20 protein-coding genes are annotated in these 21,163 nt (G+C 73.2%); 3 read left to right on the top strand and 17 right to left on the bottom strand.

Annotated elements, in window-relative coordinates:
* Positions 1-117 precede the first annotated feature (117 nt).
* The 10 genes from EIO00_RS21150 to EIO00_RS21105 all read right to left on the bottom strand — a co-directional run bounded on the left by EIO00_RS21150 (position 118) and on the right by EIO00_RS21105 (position 11,037).
* Positions 118-942, bottom strand: coding sequence for an ATP-binding cassette domain-containing protein (locus tag EIO00_RS21150; protein WP_140181694.1), 825 nt, complete (start codon positions 940-942; stop codon positions 118-120).
* A complete protein-coding gene (locus EIO00_RS21145) occupies positions 939-1,982 on the bottom strand; it encodes an ABC transporter permease (RefSeq protein ID WP_140181692.1) in 1,044 nt (347 codons plus the stop codon). Before EIO00_RS21145 ends, EIO00_RS21150 begins: the two co-directional genes overlap by 4 nt.
* Positions 1,979-2,968, bottom strand: coding sequence for a sugar ABC transporter substrate-binding protein (locus EIO00_RS21140; protein ID WP_140181689.1), 990 nt, complete (start codon positions 2,966-2,968; stop codon positions 1,979-1,981). Before EIO00_RS21140 ends, EIO00_RS21145 begins: the two co-directional genes overlap by 4 nt.
* Before the next feature lie 178 nt (positions 2,969-3,146).
* Positions 3,147-4,004, bottom strand: coding sequence for an NAD(P)-dependent oxidoreductase (locus EIO00_RS21135; protein WP_140181687.1), 858 nt, complete (start codon positions 4,002-4,004; stop codon positions 3,147-3,149).
* 159 nt (positions 4,005-4,163) lie between these two features.
* The gene (locus EIO00_RS21130; RefSeq protein ID WP_140181685.1) at positions 4,164-4,658 is read right to left on the bottom strand and encodes a nitroreductase family deazaflavin-dependent oxidoreductase; all 495 of its coding nucleotides are present in this window, start codon (positions 4,656-4,658) and stop codon (positions 4,164-4,166) included.
* Positions 4,655-5,677, bottom strand: coding sequence for an NAD-dependent epimerase/dehydratase family protein (locus tag EIO00_RS21125; protein ID WP_140181683.1), 1,023 nt, complete (start codon positions 5,675-5,677; stop codon positions 4,655-4,657). The genes EIO00_RS21130 and EIO00_RS21125 overlap by 4 nt, the downstream gene beginning before the upstream one ends.
* A gap of 261 nt (positions 5,678-5,938) precedes the next feature.
* A complete protein-coding gene (gene lon, locus EIO00_RS21120; protein WP_140181681.1) occupies positions 5,939-8,332 on the bottom strand; it encodes an endopeptidase La in 2,394 nt (797 codons plus the stop codon).
* Positions 8,333-9,302: 970 nt separating this feature from the next.
* Entirely contained in the window at positions 9,303-10,238 is a 936-nt protein-coding gene (locus EIO00_RS21115; protein WP_241661497.1) for a bifunctional helix-turn-helix transcriptional regulator/GNAT family N-acetyltransferase, read from the bottom strand.
* Positions 10,239-10,305: 67 nt separating this feature from the next.
* Entirely contained in the window at positions 10,306-10,611 is a 306-nt protein-coding gene (locus EIO00_RS21110; RefSeq protein WP_140181676.1) for a DUF3817 domain-containing protein, read from the bottom strand.
* Positions 10,612-10,677: 66 nt separating this feature from the next.
* A complete protein-coding gene (locus EIO00_RS21105; protein ID WP_140181674.1) occupies positions 10,678-11,037 on the bottom strand; it encodes a hypothetical protein in 360 nt (119 codons plus the stop codon).
* Between the two features lie 293 nt (positions 11,038-11,330).
* On the opposite strand from EIO00_RS21105, the gene EIO00_RS21100 reads away from it, so the two are divergent.
* The 3 genes from EIO00_RS21100 (at position 11,331) to EIO00_RS21090 (ending at position 16,315) form a co-directional block, all read left to right on the top strand.
* On the top strand, positions 11,331-12,701 hold the full coding sequence (locus tag EIO00_RS21100; RefSeq protein WP_140181672.1) for an SWIM zinc finger family protein: 1,371 nt from the start codon (positions 11,331-11,333) through the stop codon (positions 12,699-12,701).
* Between the two features lie 3 nt (positions 12,702-12,704).
* Complete coding sequence (locus EIO00_RS21095; RefSeq protein WP_140181670.1) at positions 12,705-15,416, top strand: DUF6493 family protein; 2,712 nt, start codon at positions 12,705-12,707, stop codon at positions 15,414-15,416.
* Positions 15,417-15,772: 356 nt separating this feature from the next.
* Positions 15,773-16,315, top strand: coding sequence for a methylated-DNA--[protein]-cysteine S-methyltransferase (locus EIO00_RS21090; protein ID WP_140181668.1), 543 nt, complete (start codon positions 15,773-15,775; stop codon positions 16,313-16,315).
* Between the two features lie 36 nt (positions 16,316-16,351).
* Here the strand turns inward: EIO00_RS21090 and EIO00_RS21085 are convergent, their stop codons facing one another.
* The 7 genes from EIO00_RS21085 to EIO00_RS21065 all read right to left on the bottom strand — a co-directional run bounded on the left by EIO00_RS21085 (position 16,352) and on the right by EIO00_RS21065 (position 21,115).
* A complete protein-coding gene (locus EIO00_RS21085) occupies positions 16,352-16,780 on the bottom strand; it encodes a phage holin family protein (RefSeq protein WP_140181667.1) in 429 nt (142 codons plus the stop codon).
* A gap of 225 nt (positions 16,781-17,005) precedes the next feature.
* On the bottom strand, positions 17,006-17,929 hold the full coding sequence (locus EIO00_RS21080) for an oxidoreductase (RefSeq protein ID WP_140181665.1): 924 nt from the start codon (positions 17,927-17,929) through the stop codon (positions 17,006-17,008).
* A gap of 25 nt (positions 17,930-17,954) precedes the next feature.
* A complete protein-coding gene (locus EIO00_RS21075) occupies positions 17,955-18,443 on the bottom strand; it encodes a glutathione peroxidase (protein ID WP_140181663.1) in 489 nt (162 codons plus the stop codon).
* 381 nt (positions 18,444-18,824) lie between these two features.
* Positions 18,825-18,983, bottom strand: coding sequence for a hypothetical protein (locus EIO00_RS24620; RefSeq protein ID WP_175596297.1), 159 nt, complete (start codon positions 18,981-18,983; stop codon positions 18,825-18,827).
* Positions 18,984-19,263: 280 nt separating this feature from the next.
* On the bottom strand, positions 19,264-19,419 hold the full coding sequence (locus tag EIO00_RS24615; RefSeq protein WP_175596296.1) for a hypothetical protein: 156 nt from the start codon (positions 19,417-19,419) through the stop codon (positions 19,264-19,266).
* Between the two features lie 85 nt (positions 19,420-19,504).
* Complete coding sequence (locus EIO00_RS21070; protein WP_140181661.1) at positions 19,505-19,786, bottom strand: hypothetical protein; 282 nt, start codon at positions 19,784-19,786, stop codon at positions 19,505-19,507.
* A 66-nt stretch (positions 19,787-19,852) separates the two neighbouring features.
* On the bottom strand, positions 19,853-21,115 hold the full coding sequence (locus EIO00_RS21065; RefSeq protein ID WP_140181659.1) for an LCP family protein: 1,263 nt from the start codon (positions 21,113-21,115) through the stop codon (positions 19,853-19,855).
* Positions 21,116-21,163: the final 48 nt, after the last annotated feature.

Raw genomic sequence — 21,163 nt, 5'->3', positions numbered from 1 at the left:
CGGGGCATCCGGCGGAGCGGACCGGCGTCCGGGCGGGGCCCGGTCCGCGGCACGCCCCGCCCCCGCCGGGGACGACCGGGGCGGCGAGGGCGGGCGAGGCCGGCCCGCGGGCCGCCGTCAGGACGACAGGGCGTCCTCGGTCTCCCCGGCGAGGCCGCGGGCGGCCGCCTGGAGCTCGTGGGTGAGCTCCTCCAGCTCGGCGCCCCCGGCCATCAGGGAGATCAACTGGTCACGGGTGATCTCGTCCTTGGTGTGGTAGCCGATGCTGCGGCCGCGGTTGAGGATCAGGAAGCGGTCGCCGATCGGATAGGCGTGGTGCGGGTTGTGGGTGATGAAGACGACGCCGAGGCCCTGTTCCCGGGCCCGGACGATGTAGCGCAGCACCACGCCGGCCTGCTTGACGCCGAGCGCGGCGGTCGGCTCGTCCAGCACCAGGACCTTGGCGCCGAAGTGGACGGCGCGGGCGATGGCCACGCACTGACGCTCGCCGCCGGAGAGCGTGCCGACGGGCTGGTCCACATCGCGCAGGTCGATGCCCATGCGGGCCAGCTCCGCCCGGGTGGTGCGGCGCATGTACTCCACGTCCAGCCGGCCGAAGCCGCGGCGCTTCTCCGAGCCGAGGAAGAAGTTCCGCCACACCGGCATCAGCGGGACCATCGCCAGGTCCTGGTAGACGGTGGCGATCCCCAGGTCGAGGGCCTGACGCGGGGAGTCGAACACCACCTCGCGGCCCTCGACCTCGTAGGTGCCGGAGTCGTGCCGGTGCAGCCCGGCGATGATCTTGATCAAGGTGGACTTGCCGGCTCCGTTGTCGCCCAGCACGCAGGTCACCTGACCGGCGTCGACCTGCAGGTCCACATCGCGCAGCGCGATGACGTTGCCGTAGTTCTTGCCGACGCCGGTCAGCCGCACCAGCGGGGCGTCGGCGCCCACGGCGCTCATCGCGACGCCTCCGCCCGCCGCCGCACGACCAGGTTGACCACGGTGGCCACCAGCAGCATCGCCCCCAGGAAGAACTTGAACCAGTCGGGATTCCACTCGGCGTAGACGATCCCCTTGTTGGTCATCCCGAAGATGAACGCCCCGATCGCGGCACCGATCGCCGAGCCGTAACCGCCGGTGAGCAGGCAGCCGCCGATCACCGCGCAGATGATGTAGAAGAACTCGTTGCCCACGCCCTCCCCGGACTGCACCGTCCCGTAGGCGAACAGCAGGTGCATCCCGGAGAACCAGGCGGTGAAGGCCACCCCCATGAACAGGCCGATCTTCACCCGGGTGACCGGCACGCCGACGGCGCGGGCCGCCTGGGGGTTCCCGCCGCAGGCGAAGATCCAGTTGCCGACGCGGGTGCGCAGCAGGATCCAGGTGGCGACCGCGGTGAACAGCAGCCACCACAGCACCGTCACGTTCAGCTGCACGCCGCCGACGTCGAGGGTGGAGGCGAACACCGCGCGCGCGGAGGAGAACCCGTCCATGTCGCGGACGGAGTCGGTGGCGACGTTGCCGGTGACCAGCTTGGTGACGCCGAGGTTGGCGCCCGCCAGCATGAAGAACGTGGCGAGGGTGACGATGAAGCTGGGCAGCCGGGTGCGCACGTACAGCAGGCCGTTGAGCAGGCCCAGGCCCAGCGTCAGCACCAGCGAGATCGCCACTCCGGCCCACACGTTCAGGGTGAGCTGGTAGCTGAGCATCGCCGCCAGCAACGCGGAGGTGGTGACCATCACGCCGGCGGACAGGTCGAACTCGCCGCCGATCATCAACAGCGCCACCGACACCGCCATGATCCCGAACGTGCTGCTGGCGTACAGCACCGTGGACAGCGATGAGGCCCGCAGGAACGACTCGGCGGTCAGGGAGAAGAACACGAACAGCGCGGCCGCGCCGATCAGCGCCCCGACCTCCGGGCGGGCGGCCAGCCGCCGCAGCGGCGAGCGCCCGGCCAGGCGCTCGTCCGCCGCGACTTCCAGCACGGCCTCGCTCACCGGGTCCCCCGGTCGGCGAACGGGGCGATGGCGTCGGCGTTGTCCTTGGTGACGATCGCCGGGCCGGTCAGCACGGGACGGCCGCCGCCGATGACGTTGCCGTTGGTCTTCAGCAGCCACAGCTCCTCGACCGCCAGGTAGCCCTGGAGGTAGGGCTGCTGGTCCACGGCGAACCAGATGGATCCGTCGCGGATCGAGGCGATCAGGTCCTTGTTGAGGTCGAAGGTGCCGATCTTGGCGGAGCTGTCGGCCTCCTTGACCGAGTCGACGGCGGTGGCGGCGAAGGGGGCGCCCAGGGTCAGGATCCCGTCGATGTCCGGGTCGCTCTGCAGCTTGGCGGTGATGGAGGACTTGACCTGCGGCATGTTGGCGCCCTGCACGTACAGGTTCTCCAACCGCCCGCCGAAGGTCTTCTTGGCGCCGGCGCAGCGGGCCTCGTGGCCCACGTTGCCCTGCTCATGGACGACGCAGATGGCCTTGGTGGCGCCGATCTTCTTCAGTTGCTCCCCGGCGGCCTCCCCGGCGATGGTCTCGTCCTGTCCGAAGTGGGCGACGGCGCCGAGCTCGGCGGACTCCTCGGCACCGGAGTTGATCGACACCACCGGGATGTTCGCGGCTTCGGCCTTGGCCAGCACGTCCTTGAGGGCGTCCGGCTTGGCCAGGGTGACGATGATGCCGTCCACCTTCTGGTCGATGGCGGCCTGCACCAGCTGGGCCTGCTTGCCGCCGTCGGGGTCGGCCGAGTAGAGGAACTCGACGTTGTCCTTGGCGGCGGCGGCCTTGGCGCCCTTCTGCACGATGTCCCAGAACGTGTCGCCCGGCCCGGAGTGGGTGATCATCGCGATCTTCAGCCGCGGCCCGGCGCCGCCCGCCTCGGCAGCCTGCTCGGCCTTCTTGCCGCCCGAGCTGCTGCATCCGCCGAGCGTCAGCGCCATCGCCGACGCCACGGCGGCGACGCGGGTGACGACGCCTGCCATGCGCTTCATCTACCTCTCCGTTCTCTCGGGGTGGGAACACGTTGCGGTCACAAATATGTGGCCGTCCAAATAATGGCCCGGACCCCGGGGGCCTCGCGCACCCCGGGTCCGGGCTTGCTGCACCTGTGGCCGACCAGAGATCTGTCCGTTTCATCCCAGTCGGCTCGGCGCGGTCTCCGCCCGCCGGTCAACCCGCCAGGTAGGAGGCCGCCATGTCCTTGTCGCCGTGCCCCTTCTCCATCGCCCGCTCGAACCTGCGCAGGCCGCCGGCGGCGAGGTCGGCGTGGACCCCCGCCGCCCGGGCCGCCTCCAGGATCAGCCGGGTGTCCTTGGCGGCGTTGGCGAGGGCGAACGCGGGCTCGTAGTCGCCGTTCACCATGGCGGCCGCCTTGGTCTGGAAGTATCCGCTGTCCAGCGGTCCGCCGGCGACCACGTCGATCACCAGCCGCGGGTCCACGCCCAGCGCCTCGGCCAACGCCAGGCTCTCGGCGGCGCCGTGGGTGAGCGCGAGGACCAGGCTGTTGAGCGCCAGCTTGAGGCGGCTGGAGGCGCCGGGCCGCGAGGCGACCCACACGGTGCGGCTGCCGATGACGTCGAACACCGGCTGCACGTGGGCGCGGGCGTCCTCGGGCCCGGAGGCCAGGATCACCAGGTTCCCGCTCTCGGCCGGCTGCTTGGTGCCCATCACGGGCGCGTCGTAGAAGACCAGGCCGTGCCGCCCGGCGAACTCGGCCAGCTCCTCGATCGCGGTCACGCCGACGGTGCCGAGCTGGATCCAGATCGTCTCCGCGGCGAGACCCGACGCGGCCTCGCGCATGACCTCCAGGGTGGTCGGCCCGTCCTTGAGCACGGTGACGACGACGCCGGCCCCCGCGACCGCCTCGGCGGGCGTGTCGGCCACCTCGATGCCGCCGTTCCCGGCCAGCTCCTCGGCCTTGGCGCGGGTGCGGTTCCACACGCGCACCGCGAAGTCCTCGCTCAGGTTCCGCGCCACGGGGGCCCCGATGATCCCGGTGCCGAGCACGGCGATCTTCGCTCCGGTCATGTCGTTCTCCTCTTCGTCCGGGCGTCGACCACGGACTTCGATCTTCGAAACGTGTCCAGCATGGACCGAACGACGCGACTTCGGAAGGAACCACCGTGATCGTGAGGAAATCACAGAATCCGTCGGCCGGCCGCCGTCGTCCCGGCCGTGCGGGCGGCTTCAGCCGGGCGGATCGGGGATCAGCCGGAAGATCCTCAGCTCCCGTTCGACCCGCTCGGCGTAGCGCTCGTACACCGGCCACAGCTCCACCAGCCGGGGCCAGACCGCGGCGCGTTCGGCCCCGTCCAGCAGGCGGGCGGTGACCTGCACGGTGCGTCCCCGATAGTCGACGACGGCCCTGGGCCGCCGGAGCAGGTTGCCGGTCCAGGCGGGATGACGCTCCCGACCGAAGTTGCTGCCGACCACGATCCAGCTGCCGTCGGGTTCGGGCAGGCAGGCCAACGGGACCCGGCGGGGTCGCCCGCTGACGCTGCCGACGGTGGTCAGCACCAGGCTCGGGACGATGATCCGGCTGAGGACGACCCGGCCGCCGGTGATCCGATGCAGCGCCCGGTCCAGCGGCGGCACGACCTTGGGCCCGACGCGGGCGAACCAGCGGGCGCCGGCCATCCCTCGCACCGGCGGCCCCAGGATCGTGCGGATCAGATCGCTCATCGGCCGCTCCGGACGAGGGGGACGCGCTCGGCGTCAAGGTGCCCCGCATCGACCAGCCAACGCAACGCGTCGACGAGGGTCTCCTCGATCGGGCGCAGCTCGATCCCGAGGGCGTCCAGGGCGGGCCGGTCGTCGGTGGGCGCCAGCCGGATCATGATCTCTGCGGCGTCCCGGGTCAGCGGGTGGTCGAAGGGGCGGATCCGCTTGACCGCGTCCAGCACGGCGCCCGCCGCGAGCAGCGCCGGCCCGGGCACCGGCAGCCGCCGCACCCGCGCGCCGGCCGTCTCCTCGCACAGGTCGGCGTACCGCCGCCAGGTGAGATGGCGCCCGCCGAGCATCCACCGCCGCGGTCCCCGGCCGGGGACCAGGCAGCGGGTCAGCGCCGTCGCCAGGTCGCGGACGTCGAGGACGCTCACTCCCCCGCGCGGCAGCGGCCACACCAGCCGCAGCGCCGCCGCCAATCCCGCCATCAGGGAGTCCAGCACGGGCTGGTGCGGCCCCAGCAGCCCGCCCGGGTAGACGATCGTGATCGGCGCCCCTCGGTCCTGGAGCCCTCGCACGTACCGTTCGGCGGCGACCTTGGAACGGCCGTAGGCGTTGCGGGGGGCGCCCAGCGGGTCGTCCGCGGTGATGACCGGCCCGCGCGGCGGCACGAACACGGCGACCGTGGAGACGTGCACGACCGGGTCCAGGCCCCGGGCGACGGCGCCGCCCACGACGTTGCGGGTGCCCGTGACGTTGATCTCCATCAGGTCCCCCGCTCCCCTGGCGACGCCGACGGCCGCGGCCGCGTGGATCGCCGCCCGGCAGCCCTCCAGCGCAGCGCCGACCGCCTCCTCGTCGAGCATGTCCCCGGCGGCCAGTTCCACCCGGCCGGCGTCGACGCCGAGGGCGGCCAGCACCCGCACGGCCTTGGCCGGATCGCGGACCAGCAGCCGCGGGAGGTGTCCGGCCTCCAGCAGGGCGGCGACGGTGTGGGACCCCGCGAACCCCGTGGCCCCGCTCACGAAGACGCGCATGGGCGCAACCTATGCGCCCGGAGGGGCCCGCGACCGCACCGGGTCCGTTCACCGGGACGCCCGGGGTGATCGCGCAAAGGCCGTCTCAGAAGTGTCCTATGCCACATCACAACGCACCGTCGGTCAGGAACCTTGTGGGCGTCTCGCGCGTCTATTTGGTCGGGGTGGAACGGAGCAGGGCCCCTCGCCGGGGGTGGGCGAGGGGCCCTGATCTCTTTCCCGGCCCTTCGGGGCCGTTTCCCAGGCCGCTTCCCGGGCGGGTCAGGCGGCCGCGGCCGCCTCGGCCGGTTCCAGCGCCAGCTCCAGCACCTCCCGGACGTCGCCGACGGTGAACACCGTCAGCTGCTTCAGCACCTCGGGCGGGACGTCGTCCAGATCGGGCTCGTTGCGCTTGGGGATCAGCACGGTGGTGATCCCGGCGCGGTGGGCGGCCAGCAGCTTCTGCTTGACCCCGCCGATCGGCAGCACCCGTCCGGTCAGCGACACCTCGCCGGTCATCGCCACGTCCGGGCGCACCTGCCGGCCCGACAGCAGCGACGCCAGCGCGGTCGTCATGGTGATCCCCGCGCTCGGCCCGTCCTTGGGCACCGCCCCGGCGGGCACGTGGATGTGCACGCCCCGGTCCTTCAGGTCGCCGACCGGCAGCTGCAGCTCGGCGCCCCGGGACCGCAGGTAGCCGAGGGCGATCTGGGCGGACTCCTGCATCACCCGGCCGAGCTGACCGGTGATCGTCACGCCGGTGTCGCCGGTCTGCGGATCGGCCAGCGACGCCTCCACATAGAGCACCTCCCCGCCCGCGCCGGTGACCGCCAGGCCCGTCGCCACGCCCGGCACCGCGGTGCGCCGTTCGCCGTCGCCGAGCGCCGTCTCCGGGGTGAACCTCGGCCGTCCCAGGTAGCCCCGCAGGTCGGCGGCGTCCACCGTCACCGGCAGGCGCGCCTCTCCCAGCGCGACGTTCGCGGCGATCTTCCGCAGCACCCGGGCGATCGACCTCTCCAGCGACCGCACGCCCGCCTCGCGGGTGTACTCGGCCGCCAGCATCCGCAGGGCGCCCTCGGTGAAGGTCGCCTCGCCCGGCTCCAGACCGGCCTTCTCCAGCTGGCGCGGCAGCAGGTGGTCGCGGGCGATGACGACCTTCTCGTCCTCGGTGTAGCCGTCGAGCCGCACCAGCTCCATGCGGTCCAGCAGCGGGGCGGGGATGTTCTCCAGCACGTTCGCGGTGGCCAGGAACAACACGTCCGACAGGTCGAGCTCGACCTCCAGGTAGTGGTCCCGGAACGTGTGGTTCTGCGCCGGGTCCAGCACCTCCAGCAGCGCGGCGGTCGGGTCGCCCCGGTAGTCCGCGCCGACCTTGTCGATCTCGTCGAGCAGCACCACGGGGTTCATCGATCCGGCCTCGCGGATGGCGCGGACGATCCGGCCGGGCAGCGCCCCGACGTAGGTGCGGCGGTGGCCGCGGATCTCGGCCTCGTCGCGCACGCCGCCGAGGGCGACCCGGACGAACGTGCGGCCCATGGCGCGGGCGACCGACTCCCCCAGCGAGGTCTTGCCCACGCCGGGCGGGCCCACCAGCGCCAGCACCGCGCCGGAGCGGCGGCCGCCGACCACGCCCAGCCCGCGTTCGGCACGGCGCTGGTGGACGGCCAGGTATTCGATGATGCGCTCCTTGACGTCCTCCAGGCCCGCGTGGTCGGCGTCCAGGACCGCGCGGGCGCCGGCGATGTCGTAGGCGTCCGCGGTCCGCTCGTTCCACGGGATGTCCAAGACGGTGTCCAGCCAGGTGCGGATCCAGCCGCTCTCGGGCGAGGAGTCGCCGACGCGCTCGAGCTTGTCGACCTCCTTGAGCGCGGCCCGGCGGACCTTCTCGGGCAGGCTGGCGGCCTCGATCCGGGCCCGGTAGTCGTCCTCCTCCCCCTCGGGTCCGCCGGTGAGCTCGGCCAGCTCCTTGCGGACGGCGGCCAGCTGCTGCCGCAGCAGGAACTCCCGCTGCTGCCGGTCCACGCCCTCCTGGACGTCCTTGCGGATGGTCTCGGCGACGTCCAGTTCGGCCAGGTGGTCGCGGGCCCACCCGATCACCCGCTCCAGCCGCTCGACCGCGTCGGGGGTCTGCAGCAGCTCGACCTTCTGCTCCACGCTCAGGTAGGGGGCGTAGCCGGCGCTGTCGGCCAGCAGGGAGGGGTCGTCGATCCGCTGGACGACGTCCATGACCTGCCAGGCCCCGCGCCTTTGCATGACGGCGACGGCCAGCGTCTTGTACTCGGCGGCCAGCTCCCTGGCCCGCGGCCCGGCGGGCGGGACGTCCACCTCGGCGCCCTCGACCCACAGCGCCGCCCCGGGGCCGGTGGTCCCGGTCCCGATCCGCACACGGGCCACTCCGCGCACCACGGCCCCCGGGCCGCCGCCGGGCAGCCGGCCCTCCCGTTCGATGACGCCCAGGGTGCCGACGTCCGCGTACCGTCCGTCGATCCGCGGCACCAACAGCACCCGGGGCTTGCCGGTCGACCGTATCCCGGGGCCGCGCGGTCGTTCGGCGATCCGCGCCGCCTCGACCGCGGCGCGCACCTCGGGGGCCGACGCATCCAGCGGCACCACCATCCCGGGCAGCACGACCTCGTCGTCCAGGGGCAGCACCGGCAGGGTCAGGGTCTCGCTCATGCTCACTCCATCGCTCGGCGACCCAACGAGATGTTGAGTCACCTGCACTCAAGAAAATGGAGCCGAGTTTTGTTTCCCGATCGCGTTCGCCCTGAGCGATCTCCCCGGGGCCTCGTCGGGGCGGCGCGGATCGCGCACCCGCCGGGACGACGCGCGCCCCGCCGGGGCCGGCCGGACGGGGTCTTCGGCGACCGCCCCCGCGAATCTTCGTTGACCTGCGTTTACGTCGCCGTGACATCCGGGTACTTACAGCAATGGAACAGCGACGCAGGGTGATGGAGAACCCCTCGGACCGGCAAAGACGGCCCGACTCCACACCCGCCACCGGGAGGGTCGGATGCGGCGGACGGCACCAAGGGCGGTCTCCCCGCCCGGATCCTGGACGGCGACCGGAGCCGTCCGCGCCGCACCTCAGCCCCCACCACACCCGATCCGGACGGCCGAGGATGTTCCCGACACGACGCTCCCCCGTGCAGCGCGTCGACCCTCGCCGCGCACCCGCCGCCCCGCCTCGCGCGGCGCGGTGCGCGCGAAGCGGGACACACCTCGGATCCTCGGCCGTCCCGGATCCGCCCTTCCGCCCCGCCGTGCAGTGCCCCCGCCGGCGCGGCGCACGCGACGGGCGCCGGTGCCGCACGCCCCCGCGGCACCGGCGTCCCGCGCACAGACCTCGGGGTGGCGTCTGTGGCCCGGCACGCCACCCCGAGCCGGGTCCCCGTCCGCCGGGCCTCGTCCGGTCGCCTCCCGTCGCGACGCAGGAAGGAGGTGGTCGCCTGGCAGCTGGAATGCGCCCATGAAGCGGCGCGGCGGACCGGTCGGCGCCTGAGCCGACTCGGCCGCCTCAAGCGATCACTTCGACCGTTGCGACCCCTTGGGCCCCGCGGAGTCCCCGTCTCCGCGGGGCCTCGCATGCGGGCCCGCGCCCGGCCGGGAGAGCGCGGAGAAGGTCACGGGAAGGTCATGGGGAAGATCATGGGGCGGGCGCGCGCAGAGAGCGGCGCCAGTACTGACCCACCAGGTCCTGCCCGAAGCTGTGATGGGGCTCTTCGGACTCCAGTTCGAACCCGGCCCGCTCGTAGATGCGCCGCGCCGCCGTCAGGCAGTCGTTGGTCCACAGCATCATCTCGGTGTAGCCGGCCTCCGCCGCGAAGCGCAGGCACTCCTCCACCAGGCGGGTCCCCACGCCCCGCCCCCGCGCGAACGGCTCCACCAGCAGCAGCCGCAGCTGCGCCACCGTCTCCTCCCTGCGGACGCACATGACCGCGCCCGCCCGCTCCCCGTCGAGCTCGGCGATCCAGACGCGCTCGCGCCGGGGGTCGTGGTCGGCGGCGAAGTCGGCCACGATGCGGGCGACCAGGGCCTCGTAGGTGTGGTCCCAGCCGTGTTCGGCGGCGTACAGCGCGCCGTTGCGCTCCACCATCCAGCCGAGGTCGCCCGGACGCGGCTCCCGCAGCACGATCGACGACCGCGGCGCGGGCCCGGTCAGCAGGCGCTGCACGGTCCGCATCGCCTCCAGCAGCCGGGGCCGCTCCCCCTCGGGGACCCGCTCCAGCAGCGCGCCGACGTCCTCGCGGGCCCGCCCGTCGAGCGTCTCCCGCACCCTCCGGCCGGCCGGGGTGAGCCGGACGACCTGCCGACGGGCGTCCTCGGGCGCGCGTTCCCGGACGATCAGTCCGTCGGACTCGAAGCGGGCGAGCATGCGGCTCAGATAACCGGGGTCCAGCCCCAGGTCGCGGCGCAGCTCGGCGACCTGGGTGATCTCGCGCCGTCCCAGCTCGAAGAGGACCCGGGCCTCGGTCAGTGAGTAGGGCGTGTGCAGCAGCCCTTCGCCGAGCACTCCGATGATCTGCGTGTAGCAGCGGTTGAAGGAACGGACGGCGGCGATCTCATCGGTGGTGACGGGCACGGCTGCCTCCCGGCCTATTCTTTGACTCAGTCAAAGAATAGGCCGGCGGCCTCGGCCGGTCCACGTCTCAGGAGCCGACCAGGGCCCTCGCCTCTCGGACGATCTTGCGCTCCACGAAGAACGCCAGGAACGGCAGCAGCCCCGCCGACACCATGACCAGGAACTGCTTGAGCGGCCACTTCGTCCGGCGGTGCAGGTCGAACGCGGCGGCCAGATACACCATGTAGAGGAAGCCGTGGGTCGGCGAGATGAACGCCGAGGGCGTCGGATTCCCGCCGATGTACCGGAACGGGATGGCCACGAAGACCAACAGCAGCAGCATCACCCCGACCACGATGGACAGGATGCGGTACCGCTCGATCGCCGCTTCCACGGGTCACTCCTTCATCGACAGGGCGGGCATGCTCCCGCCCCGGCACGGCTCCGGTCGGCGACGGTCTCAGGAGCGTCGGCCCTGCTGGGCGTTCAAGCGGGCCAGGTAGCGGTTGTAGGCCGCCAGCTCCTCGTCCTCCTCCTCCTGCGCCCGGATGATCTCCTCCTTGGCGGAGGGCCCCTCGGGCCGGAGCGGCGGCGGTTCGTGGGACTCGCCGTCGTCGTTCAGCTCGTCGCGGATCATCTTGATCCACATCACCACGACGAAGATCGCGAAGACCGGCCACTCGAAGACGTAGGCCCAGCTGCGGTCGTTACCCTCCTGGGCACGGCTCAACTGCCACCACCCGAACCACAGGAACGTGACGAACAGGGTGATGGCCAGCGCATGCAGGCCGAGCCAGCCAGGGGTGAAGAACCGTCGCACGGATTCGAGAGTACCCCCGGAGGGCACAGGTCCCGTCCCCCACCCGGGCGAGGCGGGCCGGGGCGGCACCGGCGACGCGACGGCGTCCCGCGCGGCCCCGCCGCCCCGAGGCCGTCCCGGCGGCGACCGGTCCCATGGCCGGCTCCATGGCCGACTCCCCGGCCGGTCCCCCGCTTGGACCGGACCCCCTGGCCGGTCCCGCGTTCGGCGCCATGGCCGGTCCCGCCCGCGGAGGCGCAGTCCGGATTCCCCGGTTCATCGGAAATGTCGGTCGCGACGGATAGCGTCCGGCCATGTCCACCGCACAGACCTACGCCTACCGCCGTCCCTCCGAGCTGACCGGAGACCTGCTCGGCCTGTCCACCTCGGGAGGCGTCACCGAAACGGGTCCCCGGGCCCATCCGCACTTCTTCAGCGGGCTGCTGACCCAGGCGGCCCCCGCGGCTGCCGGACTGCTCGCCCTGGCCGACGTCGCCCAGGCGCGGTACCACAGGCCCCGGCCGACCGTCCTGCGCGATCCGGTGGTGACCTGCAACGGCGACCGGCTGCGGATGGAGTCGTTCTCGGCCTGCTGCGGCGTGTACGCGCGGCTGGACGTGCTGGAGGGCGCGCTGGACGGCGAGGTGGTGGCGCGCGGCACCACCAACGTGGACGTCAACGGGCCGCTGCGGGAGGCGCTGGCCCGGGTGGGCGGCTCGGACCCGCTGCATCTGGCGGTCGGTGCGGACGAACTGACGGTCACCACGCTGGACGGGGCGGTGGTGGAGAAGAAGGTGCCGCTTCCGGAGCGGTGGCTGCGCGGATTCGCCGAGGTGCAGGTGATCGCCTCGGGGTTCGACCTGCGCGCGGAGCTGGGCCGCGCCGAGGCGGTGCGGTTCCTGCGCGGCCTGCCGGCGCAGCCGAACCTGGTGCTGTGGGCGGTCCCCGCAGGTCGGTCGCTGCGGGCGTCGTCGCGGGCCGTCCCGGGGGCGGTGTGCCTGGCGGGGCCGCACCGCCTGGCGACCCTGCTGCCGCTGCTGCGGTTCGCGCGGGCGCTGCGCGTGTACGGTCCGCCGGTCGCCGCCGGGTCGATCCCGGTCGCCAGCGCATGGGAGCTGGAGATGCCCGGCATGCGGTACGTGCTGACGCTGTCGCCGGAGGTCCACCGCGGGTTCTCCGGGGAGGGCGCGGTGCTGGACGCGCTGGCCACCGACGAGGCGGCCGACGACGCCGACCTGGTGGGGGCGCTGCTGGCGTTCGAGCCCCGGGTCGAGCCGGATCTGCTGGCCGAGCGCTCCGGGCTGCCGATCGACCGGGTGCGGGCGGCGCTCACCCGGCTCGGCACCTCGGGCAAGGTGGGCTACGACACCGCCGAGGCCGCCCACTTCCACCGGGAGCTGCCTTACGACCCCGAGCTGGTCGCCGCGATGAACCCGCGGCTGCGGGCGGCCCGTGCGCTGGTCGAGGAGGGCGCCGTCCGCTTCACGGGGCCCGGCCTGGCCGTGGTGACCAACGACGGCCGGCCCCGCCAGGTCCGGTTCGACGGCGACCGGGTGTCGTGCACCTGCCCCTGGTGGGCGGAGCATCGCGGCGGCCGCGGCCCCTGCAAGCACGCGCTCGCCGCCACCCTGGTCCGCCGCGCCGAACGGCAGGCCCGTCCCTCCGTCGCGGATGCCGAGGTGTGAACGGTGTCCGCATCTTCTCGCTGGCCCTCGATCCTGATGCGCCTGGCGCCCGGGGACGCGGCCCTGATGAAGACGCTCAACGCGCTGCGGCGTGCGATCCGGCGCGGCGACCTGGACGACGTGGCGGCGGTGGTGACCGCCCTGGACGCCGCCGAACGACGTGCGGTGGGCGAGCGGATGCCCGCCCTGCTGAAGGCGGTGCGCGAGGAGCGCGGCTGGCTCGACGAGAACGAGGTGTCCCATCTGCTGCTGGCCGGGGCCGGCACCATCGGCGGACCGGCCGCCGCGGCCGCCTGGGTGTGCCGGACCGAGCTGCGCTCCTGGGTCAGACCGTATGCGGAGACCGTCCGGGCGGTGGTGGAGATCCTGCAGGCACGCTCTCCCGAGTGGCGGGCCGAGTTCACCCGCCGGGTCGCCGAACGGATGGACGGGAGCCGCCGCGACGAGCCGGATCGGCTGCTGTGGCACGTGATCGACCGGCTGGCCCGCGACGCCGGGGACGGTCCGCCGCCCGGTGAGGCGTACCTGCTGGGCTGGCTGCGCTGGGGACCGCCGCCCGATCTGATGGGCAGGGACCCGTTCCTGGAGGCGCTGGCGCCCCGGCTGCTGGAGTCGGAGTCGGCCGGGATGCAGCTGCGCGGTGAGCTCACCGCGGGGCCGCCGCAGCGGACCCGTCTGGAGGCCCTCGTGCGGCTCGTGGAGGAGGGTCGGCTCGAGCGCGAGACCCTGCTGGAGGGCTGCCTGCGACGACTGCTGCGCGGCGGCCGGGACAACGCCCTGCGCTGGTTCGCCGCCCTCCACGACCGCCTGAACCCCACCCCCACCGAAGCCCGCACCCACCTGCGCGACTACCTGCGCCTCCTCCCGACCGCACCCACCCCCGTGGCCGAAACGGCCCTCCACCAGATCCGCCGCATCGACGAGCACACCCCCCTGGACGAGGCCTCCTTCACCGAAGCCGCCGACGCCCTGCTGTTCCGCCCCGAAAAGAAACTCCTCCGCACCACCCTCACCTGGCTCAACAAAACCGCCCGCACCCACCACCGCGCCGACGCCACCGTCCAGGCCGTCACCGCCCTGTTCCCCCACGACGACCTCGACCTGCGCGAACGCGCCGTCAAAACCGCCGCCGAACACGCCCCCCACACCAACGAACACACCCGCCGCACCGTCCGCCAGGCCGCCGCCGACCTGCCCGCAGACCTGCGCACCCTCCTCACCCCCGCCTACGGCCCCATCGACCCGCCCACCACCGAACCCCCACCCCTCCCCGGACCACCCCCCTTCACTCCCGCACCCCCGCCCACCCCCATCACCTCCCCCGCCCAACTGACCGAAGAGCTCTCCGTCTGCCTGGCGGAGAGGAATCCTGCGTTCTCGCTGGTCGAGCGGCTGATGGCGGCTCTGGTGGAGCACGCCCGCCGTGATCTGGACGGCACCCGTGAGGTGCTGGCGCGGCTGGTGCCGGAGCGGCCGCCGTGGGCATGGCCGCACCGCTCCGTCCGGCCCTCCGACGACCGGATCGACTGGCTGGCCGCCGCCGTTCGGACGATTCTGGACCGGACGCGCCGCGTCCCCGATGCGACGGCGGCGGCGCGCCACTCCCTGCGGGAGGGCCGCATGCCCTTCACCTGCTCCCTCCTGTACCGTCTCACGGCCTGGAGGATGCTCACCGCCGCCCACTCCGTCGGCTTCGCCCCCACCCTCCTCGCGACGCCGACCGAGGCGAGCGGTCACATCGATCCCGGCGCTCTGGTCGCCCGGATGGAGCTGCTGGAGGAGGCCGGGGTCGAGCCCGCCGAACCCGATTTCGAACAGGCGCTGCTCCGCCTCCCCCGCGACATCGACGCCGACGCGGTCACCCGGGCCCGTGCCCTGGTCTCCCCCGCGGGCAAGACCCTGGCCGAACGACTGGCCGCCGGAGCGTACGCCGACCCCGTCGTGACCTGCCGGGGCCGTGTCCTCCATGACCACTTCAACCACGACCCGAAGCGGAGCTTCTTCGTCGTCGCCCGAGTGAGGCCGCAGGAGGAGACGGACGACTCCCTCGCGGCGCGGATACTCCGGCTCCCCGTCACCGGCGACGACTGGAAGCAGGTGCCGCCCTTCCCTTCCTATGAGATCGACTGGTGGCCGTCGCTGCTGCCCTCCCACCGCGAGGTCGCCGCCGCCCATCTGCAGTTCCACCTGCAGAAGTGGGTCGAGGCGGAGGATTTCGGCCGAGGCGCGGCGCTGCTCGGGCTCGCCGAGGCGGACGGCCCCACCGGCCCGGCGACGGCGGCGGCCCTGGCCTACAGCCTCGGCTGTGCGAATCGGGCCGAGCGCTCCGGCGCGGTCGACGCCCTGCTGGCGTTCAGCGCCCAGGGCGCGCTGCCCGCCGCGGACCTGGGCGCCGTCATCGGCATGGCGGGGTCCGTGGGCCGTCTCAAGCTCAACCGGATCGCGCAGGCCCTCACCGACGCCGCCCATGCGGGCGCGTACGCCGACGTCTGGACGGTGGTCCACGCGGCCGTCCCCGCCCTGCTGCCCGAGCCCGGCGAGCGCGCCCCCGCGGGCCTGCCCGACCTGATCGCCCTGGGCACCAAGACCGCCGAGGTCACCGGGCTGCGCACCCCGCTTCCCGAGCTCGCCCCGGTGGCGGGCCGCGGAGGTGCCAGCCGTCTCGTCCGCGAGGCCGCCCGCCTCCATCGCCTCCTCACCGGCGAAGCCCGGTGAACGCCTTCCGGCCGGTCGACGCGGTGGCCGGCCGTCTCCCGGCCGTCGCCCCCGGCCGGGAGACGGCCGGGCGGGCCCGCTCCGGCGGGTCCGTCTCACCGGCGTCGAGACGCCGCGCCGGGCTTCCCGGTGCGGCGGTCCGGCCGCGGACGCACGTCCCTCCCCCGCCTGCGTCTCGTGTCGGCCCTCGAGCGAGACGACGAGGCGGCATCACCGGGCACGCGCCGGCCGAACCCGGCGGCCGGGCGGCTCGGTGAAGGCCGACGGGAAGCCGGGCCCGGGGCGTGGACGTCGGGCAGAGGGCGGGCCGGGTGAGCGAGGATGATGCGGACGGATCCGGTGCGGGAGGGGCGAGCATGGGCGGGACGGTCGCGTTCGGGACGGTGGGCACGCCGCTGGGGCGGATGCTCGTGGCCGTCAGCGAGGCGGGCGTGCTGGCGGTGGACTTCCGCGACGATCCCGCCGTCCGGGCCCGGACGGCGGAACGGTCAGGGCTCGTCCCGGTGGAGGATCCGGACCGGACCGCGGCGGCGGTCGAGCAGCTCGCCGCCTACTTCGCCGGGGAGCTGCGCGAGTTCGCGCTGCCGGTCGACTGGCGGCTCACCACCCGGGTGCAGCGCCGGATCCTGTCCTGTCTGCGGGAGACGGTCCCCTACGGGAGCGTGGTGACCTATGGCCGCCTCGGTGAGCGCAGTGGGACGGGCGTGCCGGCCCGGGCCGTCGGGCAGGTGATGGGGGCCAATCCGATCCCCGTCATCGTCCCCTGCCATCGGGTGGTGGCGGAGAACGGCCTGGGCGGCTACAGCGGCGGCACCGGTCCGGACGTCAAACGCCGGCTCCTCGCCCTCGAGGGCGTCCTGCCGCCCGCCCTCGACTTCGGTCCGGCCGAGGGCCCGTGATCGGGGCCGGTCCGGCGAAGGGCGGCTCCGGAGACGTCACCGATGGGCGTGCTCCCGCATCACCTGGACGTCCTTCTTCACCGACTCCATCGTGCGCGCCGGCGCGGCGGGCGTGGCCTTGCGGGTCTGCGAACGCCCCATCATCGCCAGGATCCCGGCGATCACCAGCAGCACCACCGTCACGATCAGCGCCGCCAGCCAGGTCGGCATCACCGTGTCGAGGGCCAGGATGATCGTCGCCAGCAGCACGCCGATCGCGTACAGGCCGACGACCGCGGCCGCCGCGAGCATCCCCGCGCCCCTGCCGGCGCGCCTGCCCTTCTCGGTCAGTTCCGCCTTGGCCAGCCGGATCTCCTGCTGGATCAGGTTGCGGATCTGTTCCGACAGCCGTTTGAGCAGTTCGGCCGTCGACCGGTCCTTGAGCGGCGCCGTCGCCTGCCTGTCGTCCACCAGCCTCGTTGCCACGGCTCACCTCCTCAGGTGCGCGGCGAGCCATACCCGCCCGTCGGGATTTATGCGTGGTGCGCGGGAGGAGCACCTCCATCCCCCGGGCGGAGGGGCTGTGCGTGGCGGGCGCGAACCGTGGGTTCTCAGGCCTTCGCCGGTCTCCGTCGGCCGGTCTCGGTGAGGGCGTGCGGCCTCCGTCGGCCGTTCCGGCGTCGACGCGGGCCGCGCGGGGTCGTCACGGGGTCATGAGGCGTCCGGGAAGGCATAACCGACGCCGGTGAGGTCCTCGGAGACCTCCCAGAGACGGCGGGCGGTCCTCTCATCGCCCGCGGCGGGGGGCGTGCGGACCTCGGTGGGGAGGCCGCGCTGCTGGAAGAGGCCGCGGGGTCCGTAGCAGGCGCCGCTGCGCGCCCCGGGGGCGGTGGCGGCGTAGAGGATGGGGAGGGCCCCCATGCCGTCGGACTGGGCGAAGAGGCGGTTGCCGAGGGCGGCGAACCGTTCGCCCAGCCGGTCCCCGGACATGCGGGGGCCGACGAGCTGGAGGTTGGTGGCGGCGTAGCCGGGGTGGGCGGCCATGCTGGCGAGCGCTCCGGAGGCGCGGCGGTGCAGTTCGACGGCGAACAGCAGGTTGGCCAGCTTGGACTGGGAGTAGGCGCGCCAGCGGCGGTAGCGGCGTTCGCCCTGCAGATCGTCGAAGTCGATGCGGCCCGGCCAGGCGAGCATGCTGGAGACCGTCACCACCCGGGGCGACGGGGCGGCCAGCAACGCCGGGAGCAGCAGCCCGGTCAGGGCGAAGTGCCCCAGATGGTTGGTGCCGAACTGCAGCTCGAAGCCGTCGGCCGTGGTCCGCCGCGGCACGGCCATGACGCCCGCGTTGTTGACCAGGATGTCCAGCGGCCGGTCGGTCTGCTTCTCGGCGAACGCCCGCACGGAGGACAGGTCCGCCAGGTCCAGGGAGCCCAGCGCCGCGTCGGCGCTCGGGACCTCGGCCCTCAGCCGCGCCAGGGCGGCCTCGCCGCGTTCGGCGCTGCGGCAGGCGAGGATCACGGTCGCGCCGTGCCGCGCCAGCTCCAGCGCCGTCCGGTAGCCGAGGCCGCTGTTGGCCCCGGTGACGATCGCGCGTCGCCCGGTCAGGTCGGGAATGTCGCCGGCCCGCCAGCCGCCCATCGCCCGTCTCCTCGCCGTCGGTCCGTCAGGCGGGCAGCACCCGCTCGATCGCGGCGATCAGCGCCTCGTCGTCCGGCTCGGTCTGCGGCGCGAACCGCGCCGCCACCGTGCCGTCCGGAGCGACCAGGAACTTCTCGAAGTTCCACCGGATGTCCCCGGTGTGGCCGGAGGCGTCGGCCGCGCCGACCAGCTCCCGGTACAGCGGATGCCGCCCCTCCCCGTTGACCTCGATCTTCTCGGTCATCGGGAAGGTCACCCCGTAGGTCGTGGAGCAGAACTCGGCGATCTCCTCCGCCGTCCCCGGCTCCTGCCCGAGGAACTGGTTGCACGGCACGCCGAGCACCGTGAACCCTCGCCCCGAGTACCGCTCGTGCAGCTCCTGCAGCCCCTTGTACTGGGGGGTCAGACCGCACTTGGAGGCGACGTTCACCACGAGAACGGCCTTGCCGCGGTACTGCCCGAGGTCGGCGGGTCCGCCCTGCAGGCTCTGAATCTCCACGTCGAACACCGACATGCCGCCGATCCTAGGAGATGCCCCCACGATCCCCAAGGGCCGCCCTCGCTCCTCCAGTGGGGTTTCAGGCCTGTCGGCCGACGGAAAACGGCGTCGCGCCGGAGCGCCGTTCGACCCGCAATCCGAACATCGGACAGACCGAAAATCCCTAAAGAATCACCCAAATCCCCTTCATTGGAAAATGGAACGATTCACCCCCTACGGGACGAGTGAGAGCCGAAGAACTCCGCCCTCCGGTTCACGGCGCCCCGCCCGGGGGCGCGGTGACCCTCCCCCGCGCTGCGCGCACCGCGGGCGGCCCGCACCGTGGGGACCGCCCGGCGGGCAGGAGGAGGCCGTCGAGACGCGGCGGGCGAGGGGCGCGAGGACGCCCCTGCGCGCTCACGTCCCGATGGCGCTCACGAACTGCGACAGCGAGTTCCCGGCGTCGCCCAGCGCGGAGATGGTGTTGTTGACCACGTCGGCCGCGGCTTGAGGGTCAGTCCACAGGTAGAAGATGACGAAGGCGATCGCCGCGTAGCGAAGGTGCTTCTTGTTCATCCCGTCGCCGTCCCTTACATCGTGCAGCGGCACACCGACCCATGTCAGATGTGCCCATCCGCATGTGCCCGCAAAGAGACTGTAAGCCCTTCGTGCCGCAAGGGGTACGTCGTCAACGATCGAGTCGCGCCTTACCCATGGGTCACCCAGCGACGATCGACGATGATGATATAGATCACATCGAGAGGGGACGACGGATTCGGCGGCCGGAGCCGCTTCCGGGCGACGAAACAGCCCCGCGCCCAGATCAGGCACGGGGCTGGAGATCTGCATCCCGCGATCAGGGGATCGCGCTGACGAAGGTGGACACCGACTCGGCGGCGTGGCCGAGCCCGCCCATGGCGTTCGACACCAGGTCGGCCGCGCCGTGCGGCCGGGTGATGATGTACCAGGCCGCGAAGGCCAGGCCGGTCACCTTGATCCACTTCTTGTTCATGCCCCCTCCACTCTCCGTGAACATATATTCACGCATGGTGTTTCCGGGTGGTAGGGGGACATGCGCCAAGACGAGGCAAAGACGCTCAGCGGTCCGAGGCCAGGTACTCCAGGTAGACCGGGCGCAGCGCCTCGGCCAGCTCGCCCTCTCCGGCGTGCAGGAACTCGTTCACCAGCGCCGAGGCGTGCAGCACGTCGGCGGTGCCCTGCTCGGGGCGGCCGGCGGCGGCCTCGGCGGCCGGGATGTCGCGCAGCAGCCGCCACAGGAACCCCAGGTCGCCGCGGGCGAGCGCGAGCCTCACGGCGCGGTCGTGCAGCTCCCGGGTGGGCAGCCGGTCCAGTTCCCCGTGGTCGCCGACGTCGGCCATGCAGGCGACCTAACCGGCGGCGCGCCGGTTAATCCTGCCGCCCGCCTTCCGCCGCGTCCGCCGCGGTCACCCGCCCTTGGCGTCGGAGGGGATCGGTTCGTCCTCGCGCAGCGCCTTGAACAGCGCCTCCGACTTGGCCTTGTCCCACCGGACATAGGACCCCACCCCCGGGGAGCTGCCGAACCCGCCGACCGGGACGGTGGTGGTGAGGCCGTCGCCGCCGCTGAGGCCGCGCATCGCCCACATCATCCGCACCAGGTCCACCAGGTGGTCGCCCTCGTCGACGGTGAAGTTGGAGGCGGAGTTCAGCGCCAGCGGGATGCTGCGGAACGGGTTGAGCAGCACGCCCGGGCTGGTCGCCTTGTCCATCAGCGCGGCGAAGAACTTGCGCTGGTTCCGCACGCGCTCCAGGTCGCCGTCGGCGAACTTGCGGGTCCGCACGAAGCCGAGGGCCTCGGCCCCGTCGAGGGTCTGGCAGCCCGGCCGCAGGTTCAGGCCCGCCTTGGGGTCGCGCAGCGGCTCCTTGATGCACATCTCCACGCCGCCGACCGCGTCCACCACGCCCACGAACCCGCCGAGGCCGATCTCGGCGTAGTGGTCGATGCGGATCCCGGTGGCCTGCTCCACGGTGCGCACCAGCAGCTTGGGGCCGCCGAACGCGTAGGCGGCGTTCAGCTTGTTGGAGCCGTGCCCGGGGATCGGCACGTACGAGTCGCGGGGCAGGCTGACCAGGGTGGTGCCGCCGTCGCCGAAGTGCAGCAGCATCATCGAGTCGGTGCGGCGGCCGGCGGCGTGGCCGGTCCGGAGCCTTCTGCGGTCCTCGGCGTCCAGGCCCTCGCGGCTGTCGGAGCCCACCACCAGCCAGTTGGTGCCGGGGGTGTCGGCGGGGCGGCCCGGGTAGTCCCACAGCGCCTCGACCCGGTTGAGCCGGGAATCGAGGTAGAAGTAGCCGCCCACCGCCGCGATCAGCATCACGGCCAGCAGCCATGCCAGCACGCGCCCGCCGCGGCGCCGACGCGGCCGGGGACGGGGGCGCCGCGCGGCGGGCGGACGACGCCGTGGCGGCTCCTCCTCGTCGTAGTCGTAGCCGGGCGGCGGCGCATCGTGGTGATCGGGCGGCGGCCCGGCGGGGCCGTACCGGTCCTGCCGGATCACCGACGGGTCGAAGCCGTACGCCTCCCGGCCGTAGCCGCGCGGTGCGTACGGATCGTCCGACGCCCGCTGCGGGGGCGGCTCCTCGGTCGCCGCCTCCTGAGGGGGAAGCCGCTCGGTCGGCGCGTCGGCACCGGCGTCACGACGCCCGCGTGTGCTCCAGGCCTCGTCCGTCATGCCCGACACGATATTCAAACCCGCACGCCCGCGTACCCACCTCCGGCA

Origin of the sequence: Thermomonospora catenispora, from assembly GCF_006363815.1 — a bacterium.
In the GTDB taxonomy this organism is placed as follows: Bacteria; Actinomycetota; Actinomycetes; order Streptosporangiales; family Streptosporangiaceae; genus Thermomonospora; species Thermomonospora catenispora.
Note: the sequence above shows the minus strand (reverse complement) of the source record. Positions and strands in the feature narration are given on the sequence as shown.

Coding starts and splice junctions, on each gene's coding strand:
- EIO00_RS21150 (WP_140181694.1), bottom strand. CDS start 942: ATGAGCGCCGTGGGCGCCGACGCCCCGCTGGTGCGGCTGACCGGCGTC.
- EIO00_RS21140 (WP_140181689.1), bottom strand. CDS start 2,968: ATGAAGCGCATGGCAGGCGTCGTCACCCGCGTCGCCGCCGTGGCGTCG.
- EIO00_RS21135 (WP_140181687.1), bottom strand. CDS start 4,004: ATGACCGGAGCGAAGATCGCCGTGCTCGGCACCGGGATCATCGGGGCC.
- EIO00_RS21130 (WP_140181685.1), bottom strand. CDS start 4,658: ATGAGCGATCTGATCCGCACGATCCTGGGGCCGCCGGTGCGAGGGATG.
- EIO00_RS21125 (WP_140181683.1), bottom strand. CDS start 5,677: ATGCGCGTCTTCGTGAGCGGGGCCACGGGGTTCGCGGGGTCCCACACC.
- lon (WP_140181681.1), bottom strand. CDS start 8,332: ATGAGCGAGACCCTGACCCTGCCGGTGCTGCCCCTGGACGACGAGGTC.
- EIO00_RS21100 (WP_140181672.1), top strand. CDS start 11,331: ATGTCCACCGCACAGACCTACGCCTACCGCCGTCCCTCCGAGCTGACC.
- EIO00_RS21090 (WP_140181668.1), top strand. CDS start 15,773: ATGGGCGGGACGGTCGCGTTCGGGACGGTGGGCACGCCGCTGGGGCGG.
- EIO00_RS21080 (WP_140181665.1), bottom strand. CDS start 17,929: ATGGGCGGCTGGCGGGCCGGCGACATTCCCGACCTGACCGGGCGACGC.
- EIO00_RS21075 (WP_140181663.1), bottom strand. CDS start 18,443: ATGTCGGTGTTCGACGTGGAGATTCAGAGCCTGCAGGGCGGACCCGCC.
- EIO00_RS24620 (WP_175596297.1), bottom strand. CDS start 18,983: ATGAACAAGAAGCACCTTCGCTACGCGGCGATCGCCTTCGTCATCTTC.
- EIO00_RS24615 (WP_175596296.1), bottom strand. CDS start 19,419: ATGAACAAGAAGTGGATCAAGGTGACCGGCCTGGCCTTCGCGGCCTGG.
- EIO00_RS21070 (WP_140181661.1), bottom strand. CDS start 19,786: ATGGCCGACGTCGGCGACCACGGGGAACTGGACCGGCTGCCCACCCGG.
- EIO00_RS21065 (WP_140181659.1), bottom strand. CDS start 21,115: ATGACGGACGAGGCCTGGAGCACACGCGGGCGTCGTGACGCCGGTGCC.